Source organism: Vibrio sp. MED222, from assembly GCF_000153005.1.
GTDB lineage: Bacteria > Pseudomonadota > Gammaproteobacteria > Enterobacterales > Vibrionaceae > Vibrio > Vibrio tasmaniensis_A.
Map to the genome: position 1 here is coordinate 719,684 of NZ_CH902606.1, position 14,030 is coordinate 733,713.

The following is a 14,030-nucleotide window of genomic DNA, read 5'->3' on the forward strand; positions in this document are numbered from 1 at the left end:
CCCACTGCATAGGATTAAAGCTCAAAAAACACTCAAAGTAACCATTATCTATTTTTGTGATCAGCGTTACACCAAAATGCAACCAAACACCTATTAATGTAACCTAAGGGAAAGAAGTGCGACAGAACATTCTTTTTCCGATTATCTCATGTATGTGCAGAAAAATAAAAAGAGCCAATAAATATAGCTCTTTCATTTCAATTTATTCTATCGTTGCTTTCGTAGTCGAAAGAGCATACACAATATAAAGAGGATAGGTAGTGAGGAACTTCCTCCGGATGAATTATCTTGACTTAATGGCACAGATGATGCGTTTGAAACACTCGGTAAAACTTCTATATCAAACGATCCGACCCACTCATCACCATCGGCCGATAAAACCTTATATTTGATAGTGTCATATAAAGCCAGCTTACGTTGAGCAGGAGCATTATAAATGATCTTACTATCGACAATTTTTGCAATACCACTGCGTGGGAATTCTAAAATATATAATGTGTGGTTAGCTCCGTTAGTAATAGGAACTAAATCGATTGTATCTCCATATTTTACTTGCAACGATTTGGTGCCTAATAATAAAGCTTCCGTTCTTTGCACATCCAGAACTACAGACTGCTTTGCATAACCTCCTGACGAGTCCTGTACCAAAATTGTAAATCGGTATCGCTCTCCTTTCGAAGCATCACTAGGTACTATCACTTGTAGGACTTTGGAGCGTGATCCACTTAATTTCAGGCTTGGACCTTGAATTTGAGACCACATAATTTCATGTTCAGAAGAATCGACGTCGGTAATATCGGTTACCGTAAAAGTAACAGTTTCACCAGGCTTAGACGTCACCTCGAGCCTATCTATTGTTAACTTTGGCGCGTCATTCACAGGCTTAATATCAACTTCCACACTAGCAAAATCCGTCTCATACCCTAGCTTATCTACCAAACGGTATGTGAAGCTGTCACGGCCAAACTGGTCAACCTTTGGGAAGTAGGTTCCATCCTTTATCACGCCCTTCATTGGCTTCTGAGCGATTTCAAAAGAGTAATTATTTGGCTTCGGTAAATTGATATCATTAGCCAATAAATTAAGCATAAAAGGGGTATCTTCCTCGGTCGATATCATGTCATCGACAGCAATTGGCCTCGCATCTATTGGCAACTCAAAAAGCGCTGCAAAAGGGAAATTCTGACCGAAACCGCGACTCAACCCTCGAGTTTTGTAATCAGAAATAGATCCTGAAAATTGACTTTTCCTTTGTCCATCCCCTAAATACGCATCTAAAAACTGAGTTGAGTATTCAGGGGTACCATTCTCAATCTCTAAGACAATTAACTTTGTGCCTAGCCCAAGCTTAATTTTCTCGTCGAAAATGATTTGTCCGCCGCCCTGCCTCGCGATGCCTCTGTGTAACAATCGAGCTGCTTGCTCGTCAATAACTGCATTGCCGAATCTTGATTGATATGGATATTCCACCAAACGATAAAACATCGGCATCGCGGCGCTCGTTGCTTTCGCGTAAAAGTGAATTCCTCCAATACTTTGGTTTCCCTTGACCACATCAATGGGGAAACCTAGAACATTAATATTCGCGTCATAACGTGGGTATGTTCTCCCAAAAGAGGTTACCCAAGATGATTTGTTGTTGGTGTTAGGTACCAACAAAGAGAAACTCGCTTTGGTATCATCGCTAACAATATTGGTTATTGAGATATCCGTCTTTCGCCCCGCCGTAATCGCTGTTAAGGAAGGTTCTGAATCATCGGAGAGATTGGTAACCGATTCTCTACCTGGGAAGACATCGCCAGAGTCTCCAGAAGAGAATCCATTTTCTAATAACCCCTCTCCATCGGCTTGGAATACCTGTACTTGCATCGGACCAGAACTATTGAATTGGTTATCTATATTCACGGCTGTGATTAATAACCCCTCACCACGGAGCGCTTGGTCATAATCGTTTTTGCGTCTATTTTCCACATAAGCACGAGGCCCAAACTGTTTAAGGTAAGGGTCAAGGTGGATAACGCTTTCACCCTTGATTGTACCAACTTCAATACTCCCGTTATTGGAGAGAACTTTCGGCTTTAAAAAACCAGATGCCTCTTTACTCCAAGCCAACATGTTGACCGGAGTTTCGCCAGCATACTGATCCGTCGGTTTTCTCCCCCAACTGCCCCCTCCCATTAACCCCCAATGACCAATAGAACCATCATGCTGATAAGAATATAAATCTGGAAGTCCTAACATCAGATGTCCAAGCTCATGTGCTATCACCCCCATTGTTGACTGATGGTCACCTTGATAATCGGCGAACAAGCAATAAGCACTAATGCGTTTTCCATCGATCTCGACAGTGCTATGAGCATACTTATGAGGCCAAATTGTCGGGGTTTTTCGTGTACCACTAGATTTGTCATTCCCAGCAAAGACAAACATGACTGACAGCTCTTGAGCTGAGATGCTATTATCGTTGTTCGAATCATATTGAGAAAGGTCGAAGTCAACATCTAGCGCTTCATATGCCTTTGTGAACACATTATTAAGCTTAGTTTGGCAGTTTTTCTCAGACTTTGAATGGCAGTTAGGATGATCTATATCCAGCGTGATATTAATAACACCATCATTTTTTGTTCCTTCATTTTCTTTGGCAGGAACAACTTTATAATTCCCATAACTATTTTTTAGGAAATAATCTTGAACACTTTGTTGGTTTTCACCAAATATCGTCGACTGAAAATCATTTTCAATCTGTTCGTCTAAAAAACTGACCTGTATTACCAATAAGGCCTGCTCAGTGATCCTTTTTTTCGAAGGACTGTTTAGGTGTGAGCGTTGAGTATTCATTGGGGTAAATCTTTTGTGGTTCGCAGCGGGTGAGTCAAAAGATTCATTGATATGTATTGGATCAATCTTTAGGTTTTTTATGTTTGATTCAACGGGTATTTCAGTATCACTCGAAGCCAACACCCCAGTTGAAACAACACTCCCCCCTCCTTTTTCACTTGTTTCATATTTAGCAAAGTACCACTGATTATCAACCCCCTGAACGTATAGGTGACCATCATGGTCTTGGTACCAAAACATATATTGAGACCCCATTAAGCGCAGTTCTTTTGTACTGCCATCAATAAAGGTCATTGTGTGCCAAGTTGGCGCAGGTAAAGTAGTCGCTTGTACAGAGCAAACAGCAATGAGTGCTGTAATAAATGTACAAATTAATTTTGTCCTCATTAGGATAATCTCGTTATTTTAATTTCTCTGAAAGAGATAATTAATTTATTAAATAAAACGAGACTTTATCAATGAGGCATTATATTAACCAATTAACTTTCTAACTAAACCTATAAATATTATTTATAGGTCAAAGTATAAGAATTAATTATGATCGTATAAATTTATAATAATAAAATATAGATAATGGATAATTCTATCTTTTATTATTGGACAGTTTAATTAATCCACGAACTTATTAAAATAATAGATATTTACAAAAGAGTTAACTATGGAGACGCATGTTTCAACTGCTCATCCAAGTTAAGTACCGTCAAAGCATTACTTACGCTGGTTGCAATCACGTCTACTACGCCGGTTCTTAATGCACCTAATAAAGCTAATGGCTTACTGTTCTCGGCAGCGATGGCAATTACCTCAGCGATTGGGCGGAACTCTTCCAGGCCTAAGCCGATGACTCGGTCACTCATCACAGTGTTTGCGGCTTTGCCGTGTACATCAAAAAAGTCATAACCCGCAAAGTCACCGACCACGCCTTGTAGTAAACGAGATTGGACGACCTCTCCCGCCGTAAACCAACCTAGGTCGACCATGTAGCTGTTTTCACTCATATCACCAATACCCACTAATGCAACATCGGCTTTTCGGGCAAGATCGAGCGTTTGCTTGACGGTGCTATTTTCCATGAACGCAGATTTTTGTGCTTTGTTTTCAGCATAAGCAGGCGCGTACAAGGTTTCAGAAGATCCACCGTATTTCTTGGCGAGTTGTCTACATATATGATCGGCATTAAACATACCGCCTCTAGGGTGAATACCGCCGATACCACACACAAATTTACAGTCACGTGGCGTAATGACGCCAGTGTGGTGAGCAACAGACGATACGTTCCGCCCTTGTCCTACTGTCACCACCATGCCGTTTTTCAGTGTACTGGTAAGATAGTTAGACACTAAACCAGCAACCTGTAATCGCTGCTTCTCTTCATTTGGTTGGTCTAGTGCCACAAGCGCACGCTTCACACCAAACCGTTCGATCAAACGTTGCTCGATCTTCGCACTAAAGACGGGGTGATATTTCACGGTGATCTCAACAATGCCCTCATCTCTGGCTTGCTTGAGCATTCGACCAACCTTTGCACGAGAGATAGAGTACTTTTTAGATATCTCTTCTTGCGTGGCACCATCTTGATAATAAGCAACCGCTACTTCAGTGAGGAGATCAGTGTTTTCTTCGGAAACATCTTGGATATTCTTACTCATATACCACTCAACCAATATTTAACAATTATTTTACCTGCTTGAAGAACAAGTGTTCGATGCTTAAGCAAGTGATACACAAGTTTACACCCCGAACATATGTAACAGCAAGGTACATTTGCTCATCGCCATAACCATGGTTTTGTTGTTGATTAATTCACCTCACTTTGCTCGTTAAACGTTTGCTTGCATACCCCATGATTACTAGAGCGAAATATATTTGACTGAAGTCACCATACAGCACTATTTACCGTTGACTTTGGGGCTAGATCGGATAAATATGGCTACATCATTTACTCATCGAGCGATCAAATGTTCTGTGCAAATGTTCGTTCGGAGAAAAATTTAAATTAATGTAAGTTTGGCTCACTGGTACAACCATTGAGAACTTCATTAGTTAGCTTGCAAATGCCCGCACCTCTCCCATTAATGAGGTGTTATGCGATACATAGGATGATCAAAATGAGCAATAAATTAGAGCAACTTCGTAAACTAACAACTGTTGTAGCTGACACTGGCGATATCGAAGCTATCAGCAAGTACACTCCTGAAGATGCAACAACTAACCCATCTCTAATTCTTAAAGCTGCTCAAATTGCTGAGTACGCTCCTCTAATCGATGCTTCTATCGAATACGCAAAAGCGCAAAGCGGCGATAAAGCACAGCAAGTTCAAGATACTTGCGACATGCTTAACGTGAACATCGGTAAAGAAATCCTGAAAGTTGTACCTGGCCGTATCTCTACTGAAGTAGATGCTCGTCTTTCTTACGACATGGAAGGCAGCGTTGCTAAAGCTCGTCAACTTATCAAAATGTACAACGACGCTGGCATCACTAACGACCGCATCCTTATCAAACTGGCTTCTACTTGGGAAGGTATCCGTGCTGCTGAAATCCTAGAGAAAGAAGGCATCAACTGTAACCTAACGCTTCTATTCTCTTTCGCTCAAGCTCGTGCTTGTGCTGAAGCTGGCGTATTCCTAATCTCTCCTTTCGTAGGTCGCATCATGGACTGGTACAAAGCGAAAGAAGGTCGTGATTTCGAAGCTTCAGAAGATCCAGGCGTAATCTCAGTTTCAGATATCTACAACTACTACAAAGACCACGGCTACAAAACTGTTGTTATGGGCGCAAGCTTCCGTAACATCGGCGAGATCCTTGAACTTGCTGGTTGTGACCGTCTAACTATCGCTCCTCAACTTCTAGCTGACCTAGAAGCAGCAGAAGGCGAAGTAGTAGAGAAGCTTATCGACTCTAACGGTACTAAAGAGCGTCCAGCAGCGATGACTCACGCTGAGTTCCTATGGGACCACAACCAAGATGCAATGGCTGTTGAGAAACTGGCTGAAGGCATCCGCAACTTCGCCGTTGACCAAGGCAAACTAGAAGACATGATCGCAGCTAAGCTGTAATCACTCTTACCAAATTCAAATAGGGGAACGTTCAGTTCCCCTACTTTTATCAATTTTGTTTTTCTTAATTTTTATTCGGAAGTTCTTATGAATCGCAAACATCTAGCTAACGCTATTCGTGCTCTAAGCATGGACGGCGTACAACAAGCAAACTCTGGTCACCCAGGCGCACCTATGGGTATGGCTGACATCGCTGAAGTACTTTGGCGTTCTCACCTAAACCACAACCCAGCAAACCCAGAGTGGGCTGACCGCGACCGTTTTATCCTGTCTAACGGCCACGGCTCAATGCTGATTTACTCTCTGCTTCACCTAGCAGGTTACGAGCTTTCAATTGAAGACCTTAAGAACTTCCGTCAACTGCACTCTAAGACTCCAGGTCACCCAGAGTACGGCTACGCACCAGGCATCGAAACAACGACTGGTCCTCTAGGTCAAGGCATTACTAACGCTGTTGGTATGGCTATGGCTGAGAAAGCGCTAGCTGCACAGTTCAACAAAGAAGGCCACGACATCGTAGACCACTACACTTATGCATTCATGGGTGATGGCTGTCTGATGGAAGGTATTTCTCACGAAGCATGTTCTCTAGCAGGCACGCTAGGCCTTGGTAAGCTGGTTGCTTTCTGGGATGACAACGGTATCTCTATCGATGGCGAAGTTGAAGGTTGGTTCTCTGACGATACACCTAAGCGTTTCGAAGCTTACGGCTGGCACGTAATCCCAGCAGTAGATGGCCACGACTCTGACGCTATCAACGCAGCGATTGAAGCGGCTAAAGCAGATCCTCGCCCTACTCTAATCTGTACTAAAACAGTAATTGGCTTTGGTTCTCCAAACAAAGCAGGTACGCACGACTGTCACGGTGCACCACTAGGCGCTGAAGAAATTGCAGCAACACGTAAAGAATTAGGTTGGGAGCACGGTCCTTTTGAAATTCCGTCGGAAGTTTACTCAGAGTGGGATGCGAAAGAAGCAGGCGCAGCTAAGGAAGCAGCGTGGAACGAGAAACTTGCAGCTTATGAAGCAGCATACCCTGAGCTGGCAGCTGAATTCAAACGCCGCGTAAACGGTGACCTACCAGCTGAGTGGGAAGAGAAAGCATCGGCAATCATCGCTGATCTTCAAGCTAACCCAGCAAACATCGCATCACGTAAAGCATCTCAAAATGCTCTAGAAGCATTCGGTGCTATGCTACCTGAATTCATGGGCGGCTCTGCTGACCTTGCGCCTTCTAACCTAACTATGTGGTCTGGTTCTAAGTCTCTTGAAGCAAACGACTTCTCTGGTAACTACATCCACTACGGTGTACGTGAATTCGGTATGACGGCTATCATGAACGGTATCGCTCTGCACGGTGGTTTCGTACCATACGGCGCAACGTTCCTAATGTTCATGGAATACGCTCGTAACGCTATGCGTATGGCTGCTCTGATGAAAACTCAGAACATCCAAGTTTACACGCATGACTCTATCGGCCTAGGCGAAGATGGTCCAACTCACCAACCAGTTGAGCAGATCGCTTCTCTACGTCTAACTCCAAACATGAGCACATGGCGTCCATGTGACCAAGTTGAGTCTGCAGTGGCTTGGAAACTAGCAATCGAGCGTAAAGATGGTCCTTCTGCACTTATCTTCTCTCGTCAAAACCTTGCACAACAAGATCGTGACGCTGAGCAAGTAGCAAACATCGCTAAGGGTGGTTACATCCTGAAAGATTGTGAAGGCAAGCCAGAGCTTATCCTTATCGCAACGGGTTCTGAAGTTGAGCTAGCGGTTAACGCTGCTGCTGAGCTAACAGCTGAAGGTAAGAAAGTACGCGTAGTTTCTATGCCTGCGACTGACGCGTTCGACAAGCAAGACGCGCAGTACCGTGAGTCTGTACTTCCATCTGACGTTACAGCACGTATCGCTGTAGAAGCTGGCATCGCTGACTTCTGGTACAAGTACGTTGGTTTCGGTGGCAAGATCATCGGTATGACAACGTTCGGCGAGTCTGCACCAGCAGGTGAGCTATTCAAGATGTTCGGTTTCACTACTGAAAACGTAGTAAACACAGCGAAAGAGCTTCTAGCTTAATCTTGATTAAATTGCCTCGCCCTTAAATGGGTTGATGCATAATTAGTTCTACAATACCAAGCGTATAAAGTGAAACTAAAAGGCCTGACTTCGATAGTCAGGCCTGATTACCGCTTAACAGAAATGTCCAACGTTACAGGATCATTTCGCATAGCTGGCTTTTTGTTTACCAGAACCTTAATTCTCTACTTATCACTCCACACAGCCATTTCGTTACCACTTGGCTCTCTAAAATGGAAACGCCGCCCACCGGGAAAGCTGAATATCTCACGGTTTATCTCTCCACCAGCATCCAACACCTCACGCACGGTTTGCTCAAGATCTTCGCTATAGAAAACCATCAACGCCGCACCACTTTCAGCATTGGACGCTAGATCCGCTAAATAGAACCCACCCATTAAGCCTTTACCTTCAAAAGCTGAATACTCGGGACCATAGTCTTCAAAGATCCAACCAAACACGTGGCTGAAAAACGTCTTAGTGGCGGCGATGTCTCGCGCTGCAAATTCAATATAGTTAATAGAGCCGTGTTCCATAGCGGATTCCTTCTGCTTTATACGTTTGCCTTGTGATATTAAGGCAGGGCTTGAAGATCTAATCTTAGACAATTACGCCAAGTGACATCACTTTTTACGAACGACAGGGCAATCAGAGCCATGCAGTTCTTGCACAAAGCCAGAACCATCGCCACTGTGCGTTATCCATACTTTTTCTTTTGCTCGCGTCATTGCCACGTAAAACAAACGACGCTCTTCCGCATAAGGGAACACATCCGAAGATTCAGTCAACGCGCCATCAATGTGCAATTGTTTCTTCTTCGCGGGGAACTGTCCTTCATCAACGCAAAGAATAATCACGAAATCCGCTTCTTTACCCTTACTCGCGTGACAAGTCATGAAGCTGATATCAATTGAGGTATAGATCTTTTTCCAGTCTTCCAACAGCTCTGGTTTGTGGTAATGATTTCGCCCAAGCAACATCACTGATTTATTGGCTTTACCTTTTGCTTGCCTGTTTATCTGATCGAGGATCTTCTCAACTTCTTTGCTTGACGCACTATAAACCGACTTCTGCTTCTGTTGTTTGAAGCTGTTGAGCTCTTTTGGTAGTTGAATCGGGTTTTCCTGCACAAAGCGATTGGCAACCGAACCTAACTGATTGTTAAATCGATAAGTCGTATCTAGATGATGAATTGTCGAGCTCTCAAAACGATCTTTAAAGCCCGTCGTTAGATCAACATCTGCACCCGCGAACTGGTAAATTGACTGCCAGTCATCACCTACGGCAAAAATAGAAGCTTGGTGCTGCGCTTTCGATTGATTGCACAAGGCTTCAACCAAGGCTAAACGATCTGGTGAGATATCTTGATATTCATCGATCATGATGAACTTCCAAGGCGAAATGAATTTCCCCTTCTCGACATACTGTGTCGCTCGGCTGATCATGATTGAGAAGTCGATATGATTCTGTTCTTTCAATTCCTTTTGCCAAGCGGTTACGCATGGCCAACACAGTGAAAGCTCGCTATTGAGGCGCGTATAGTCACGGTGATCAATCAGTTGTTGCTGTACTTCTTTTTTCGTTAAACCCGATGCATTCAACTGTTCAAGTTGCTTTTCAAGCCAACCAATCAATTTAAGATTTGAAACATGACTACCTAGCTCATCATCACCGGTTAAATAAGCAATTGGCCATTTAGACAAGTGCTTTTGCCAACGTTTAAAGTTGGTCGGCGTCATCCAGTGCTTCTTCAACCAATCAATGCACCATGCTTGGCGTTGGTTGTCATCGAGTGCGAGCGGAGAAATAACCACGCGTTCGGGTTCAACTTGATTCAGTATCTTTAGACCCAACTGGTGGAAAGTACTGACTTGCACCTTCTCGGCTGATATGCCAATTTTGCTGTTAAGGCGCTGCTTCATCTCTTCCGCGGCTTCACGACCAAAGGCGAGCAGTAACAACTCTTCAGCTTGAGCTTGGTGGCTTTGCAATAAATACGCGACGCGAGCGGTGAGAACACTGGTTTTACCTGAGCCTGCGCCCGCTAAAATAAGGTTGTGATCATCATTCATCAAGACCGCATATTGTTGCGATAAGTTCAGGGGTGACGACTCACATTGAGCAAACAATACTTCCCAATTTTGTCTTTCTGTCTCTAACCACTGTTGATTCCTCTCGGCTTGCTGAATTTCCGTTTCAGACAACCATGGCTGCATTCGAGCAATGCGGTTTGGCATGCGCTGTGCCGCTTCCTCTAGAGTCATCGTCATATTTTCCAGACCTGCGTTGACCATGTCGACCCAAGTCTTCACTTTAGAATGCGGTAGGAAAGCAGGAAGTTGCTCAAGACGTGTCAATTCAGCTTCCCATTGAGGAACGTGCTCTGCCAACTGTTCACATTGTCTGTCATGCCACTTCTGATAAGCAGCAACCGATGCGCGCGCAAATTGACGACATTGTTCCCATGGAAGGCCTTGGACTAACCAGCTTCGCTGTTTGCCATCTTGTTGATTAGCAAAAAACTGCAACGATCCCCAAAACAATCCGCGCTTTATCGCGATCTTGCCACTCCAAATAGTGAAAGGGATACGTTCTTCACTGCCTACTGAAGATAACAGCAGGCGTGGACCATCAAGCTCAACTTGATGATATTCATTTTGAATAAAAAACTGTGCAGTCTTATTAGCGCTTAGCTGCATTGGAGCGTGCTCTTTAATTGGGAATATTGAATTTATATCATGATGCAGTGAGAATTAATAATGTCTCACTGCTTATCGACGCTTTCATGACCACCTAGGGGCAATTATGGATAAGTATCAAATTCTTGTGCTTGATTTCTGTTAGGATTATGGTTTTAGTGTGTCAAGTGAGCGACTGTGGACTTCTCAGCAAAACTACGCCTTTATTGGGCGAATAAAACCATAAATTACAGCGTATTAATTCTCATCACTCTGCTCGGTGTTGTAGTACCTGCTTGGTATTATGGTCAAAACACACTGATCACACCATTAATTTTAGGGGTTATTGCTGCGGCTCTTGCTGAAAGTGATGATAGCTTTACCGGACGTTTGAAAGCACTCACGCTAACCTTTATCTGTTTTGCCGTTGCAGCCTTCTCTATTGAGATTCTCTTCGATACGCCTTGGCTGTTCGCGATAGGGCTTTTCGTTTCAACCTTCTCTTTTATTATACTTGGGGCAATTGGCCCTAAATATGCCAGTATCGCATTTGGATCATTACTTGTGGCTATCTACGCCATGCTTGGGGCTCACGAGAGCACTAACCTTTGGTTTCAACCTCTACTATTGTTAACGGGCGCAGCTTGGTACTACTTCATGTCGATGATTTGGCAGATCGTATGGCCGATGCAACCAGTGCAGCAAAACCTAGCAACAGTATTCGATCAAATCGGCAATTACATCGGCTCTAAAGCAGAGCTCTTCTATCCAGTTTCAGATTTGATTCCCCAACCACATCGCATTATTGAAGCCAAACTCAATGCTAGCACTGTTAACGCGCTCAACATGTGCAAAGCAACGCTACTCAACCGCTCTAAGCGCGGACACATTGACGGACCGAGTGACCGATTCCTTAATACTTACTTCATCGCACAGGATATTCATGAACGCGTAAGCTCCAGCCACTACCGTTATCAAGAGCTGGCAAAACACTTTGAGCGATCAGACGTTTTATTTCGATTTAAGTATCTGCTCGAAGCCCAAGCTAAAGCTTGTAAAGAAGTAGCAAGCTCACTGAAGGTTGGCGCTGAATACCAACATGGCGAAAAATCTGTTCTGGCACTGGATGAACTGATGTCTTCACTTAATCATCTGCATCAACAGAACAACCCAGAATGGAAATCACTGCTCAACCAGTTGGATTACTTATTTAATAACCTAGCTACCGTCGAAAAACAGCTATCAAATATAAGTAACCCAGATGCAGAAAAACTAGAAGAAGGCGTACTGGACGATACCAACCCTCATACTTTGACGGCGATGTGGCATAAGATCAAAGCCAACTTGAACACCGACTCAATGCTATTTCGTCATGCAATTCGTATGGCGATCACTTTGACGATCGGTTACGGAATTATCCAAGGTTTTGAGATTGAAAGAGGTTATTGGATTTTGCTAACAACACTGTTTGTGTGCCAACCAAACTACAGTGCAACGCGACAAAAGCTGACGGCTCGTGTCATTGGCACCGTCGCAGGCTTGTTGATTGGAGTACCGTTGTTGACCTTTTTCCCATCTCAAGAGAGTCAGCTGGTATTCATTGTGGTCAGTGGCGTGATGTTCTTCGCTTTCCGTATCAATAACTACGGTTTCGCGACCGCCTTTATCACACTGCTTGTGCTCTTTTGCTTCAATCAATTAGGGGAAGGCTACGCAGTTGTATTGCCAAGACTAGCAGATACCTTCATTGGCAGCGCGCTCGCTGTTTTAGCGGTTAGCTATATTTTACCGGACTGGCAATCAAAACGACTTCACAAGGTGATGGCAGATGCGCTTGATTCCAATAAAGATTATCTCGCTCAGATCATTGGCCAATACCGTGTAGGCAAAAAAGACAGCCTTAGCTATCGTATTGCACGCCGCAGTGCACATAACAATGATGCAAATCTGACTGCCGCTGTTAGTAGCATGCTGGTTGAGCCGGGTAAGTATCGTACATCTGAAGATGAGAGCTTCCGATTCCTAACACTCAATCATGCACTACTCAGCTATATCTCTGCTCTGGGAGCTCATAGAACACGTATCGATGACGAAGCAACACACAAACTGGTACTAGACGCACACAGAGTAATACACGAGCATCTCGACGCTCTCAACGACCAGCTGTTTTGTCATCAAGAACAATGCGAAGTAAAAAACGCTTACGATCCTGAACTTGATAAGCGTTTAAGTGAATGGAGAGAAGAGGATGAGAGCTCTGTTAGAATGGTTCTACAACAGCTACATTTGATTTATCGAATGCTTCCAGAACTGCATACCTTAGCCACAAAATTTGCAGTTAAAGTTAAGATTGAAAAGCCGCTTGAAAAAGAAGTTTCAAGATGAAAAACAAAACAACAGTAAAAACAAAAAGACAACGAAGCTGCTCATTTTTTGAACACTTCGTGTGTTTGTACATTGCTCTACCAAAAGGCTCATCTAGGTAGAGCAACCACTTGCCTACCCTTTATCTACAAGGGCCGTTCAAATCTTACACGCATGTAAACTTGCTGACTTTGATTGACTCATCCATAACTTTGCCTAACATTCCTCGGACAAAAAACAACCAAAGGGATCTATAGTTGTCTTAGTTTTAGGAAACTTCAAACTTCATTTAATATTCACTTAATCTTGTTTGATTTATTGAATCAGTAAGCTATGCTCTATTGAGCATATGGATTTGAACTAAGGTCTCATTATGAATACACAGCAATTTGAAGCATTTAAGCAGAAAATACAGCTCCTTAACCCGCAGCAATTGAAAGCACTTCAAGGTGAAATAGACGAAAACCTTGAAACAGATCAACCTTCTCTTTTGACAGATGAAGAGTTAAACGTACTGAATGAGTTGTTCAATTAATAGACTAATGTCACTATTTTAGCTTAAATCCACCTGATCTTAGTAATTTGTAGCCGTTCTCCATTGCACTCAAAATATCGTCCGCCTAGACTCATTTCATACGTCAATAAAAGGTTCTGCTATGTCGATATCTGGTATTCAATCTGGTTACGCCATCATTCAGCAGTCAACCAACATGGCTGAAGAAGCCGCTATCGAGCTTAACCAAAACTCCAAACACTCTCCAAAAACCAACGACACTTTCCAAACTAGCGATTTGAGCTTCAATCAAATAGAACCTGAACAACCCATTTCGTTTAAAGAGAAAGAGCCTGAACCAGCTTCTTCCTCTACTGAAGCGTTATTAAAGCTGACACAGAGCGCAAATTACAACCGTGTTGGTGCGAGTGTGGTTGATCGTCAAAACGAAGCCATTGGTAGCCTTCTCGATATCCATATCTGATTCGAGCTACTATTTATCGATTTGATGGTTACCCT

9 protein-coding genes are annotated in these 14,030 nt (G+C 43.3%); 5 read left to right on the top strand and 4 right to left on the bottom strand.

The genetic code is table 11. From position 1 onward, the window contains the following. Window positions 1-207: 207 nt before the first annotated feature. Together MED222_RS18400 and MED222_RS18395 are read right to left on the bottom strand one after the other, a co-directional pair. Window positions 208-3,225, bottom strand: a complete 3,018-nt coding sequence (locus MED222_RS18400; protein ID WP_009845569.1) for a M6 family metalloprotease domain-containing protein — start codon at window positions 3,223-3,225, stop codon at window positions 208-210. A 269-nt stretch (window positions 3,226-3,494) separates the two neighbouring features. After that, on the bottom strand, window positions 3,495-4,487 hold the full coding sequence (locus MED222_RS18395) for a sugar-binding transcriptional regulator (RefSeq protein ID WP_009845570.1): 993 nt from the start codon (window positions 4,485-4,487) through the stop codon (window positions 3,495-3,497). Between the two features lie 459 nt (window positions 4,488-4,946). Between MED222_RS18395 and tal the strand changes: the two genes are divergently transcribed. Together tal and tkt are read left to right on the top strand one after the other, a co-directional pair. Then, window positions 4,947-5,897 carry a transaldolase gene (tal, locus tag MED222_RS18390; RefSeq protein ID WP_009845571.1) on the top strand — a complete coding sequence of 317 codons (951 nt, stop codon included), beginning with the start codon at window positions 4,947-4,949 and terminating at the stop codon, window positions 5,895-5,897. 87 nt (window positions 5,898-5,984) lie between these two features. Continuing rightward, window positions 5,985-7,976 (top strand): transketolase, encoded by a 1,992-nt coding sequence (gene tkt / locus MED222_RS18385; protein WP_009845572.1) that lies wholly within the window; start codon window positions 5,985-5,987, stop codon window positions 7,974-7,976. Window positions 7,977-8,161: 185 nt separating this feature from the next. Here the strand turns inward: tkt and MED222_RS18380 are convergent, their stop codons facing one another. Both MED222_RS18380 and helD read right to left on the bottom strand, forming a co-directional pair. Next, window positions 8,162-8,512, bottom strand: a complete 351-nt coding sequence (locus tag MED222_RS18380) for a VOC family protein (protein ID WP_009845573.1) — start codon at window positions 8,510-8,512, stop codon at window positions 8,162-8,164. A gap of 87 nt (window positions 8,513-8,599) precedes the next feature. Further along, window positions 8,600-10,675 (bottom strand): DNA helicase IV, encoded by a 2,076-nt coding sequence (helD, locus tag MED222_RS18375; RefSeq protein ID WP_009845574.1) that lies wholly within the window; start codon window positions 10,673-10,675, stop codon window positions 8,600-8,602. A 177-nt stretch (window positions 10,676-10,852) separates the two neighbouring features. On the opposite strand from helD, the gene yccS reads away from it, so the two are divergent. The 3 genes from yccS to MED222_RS18365 all read left to right on the top strand — a co-directional run bounded on the left by yccS (window position 10,853) and on the right by MED222_RS18365 (window position 13,995). Beyond that, window positions 10,853-13,039, top strand: coding sequence for a YccS family putative transporter (gene yccS / locus MED222_RS18370; RefSeq protein ID WP_009845575.1), 2,187 nt, complete (start codon window positions 10,853-10,855; stop codon window positions 13,037-13,039). Between the two features lie 352 nt (window positions 13,040-13,391). Then, window positions 13,392-13,553, top strand: a complete 162-nt coding sequence (locus MED222_RS22410; protein ID WP_009845576.1) for a hypothetical protein — start codon at window positions 13,392-13,394, stop codon at window positions 13,551-13,553. Between the two features lie 121 nt (window positions 13,554-13,674). Continuing rightward, window positions 13,675-13,995: a hypothetical protein gene (locus tag MED222_RS18365; RefSeq protein WP_009845577.1), complete on the top strand. Its 321-nt coding sequence runs from the start codon at window positions 13,675-13,677 to the stop codon at window positions 13,993-13,995. Window positions 13,996-14,030: the final 35 nt, after the last annotated feature.

Coding starts and splice junctions, on each gene's coding strand:
- MED222_RS18365 (WP_009845577.1), top strand. CDS start 13,675: ATGTCGATATCTGGTATTCAATCTGGTTACGCCATCATTCAGCAGTCA.
- tal (WP_009845571.1), top strand. CDS start 4,947: ATGAGCAATAAATTAGAGCAACTTCGTAAACTAACAACTGTTGTAGCT.
- helD (WP_009845574.1), bottom strand. CDS start 10,675: ATGCAGCTAAGCGCTAATAAGACTGCACAGTTTTTTATTCAAAATGAA.
- MED222_RS18380 (WP_009845573.1), bottom strand. CDS start 8,512: ATGGAACACGGCTCTATTAACTATATTGAATTTGCAGCGCGAGACATC.
- MED222_RS18395 (WP_009845570.1), bottom strand. CDS start 4,487: ATGAGTAAGAATATCCAAGATGTTTCCGAAGAAAACACTGATCTCCTC.
- tkt (WP_009845572.1), top strand. CDS start 5,985: ATGAATCGCAAACATCTAGCTAACGCTATTCGTGCTCTAAGCATGGAC.
- MED222_RS22410 (WP_009845576.1), top strand. CDS start 13,392: ATGAATACACAGCAATTTGAAGCATTTAAGCAGAAAATACAGCTCCTT.
- MED222_RS18400 (WP_009845569.1), bottom strand. CDS start 3,225: ATGAGGACAAAATTAATTTGTACATTTATTACAGCACTCATTGCTGTT.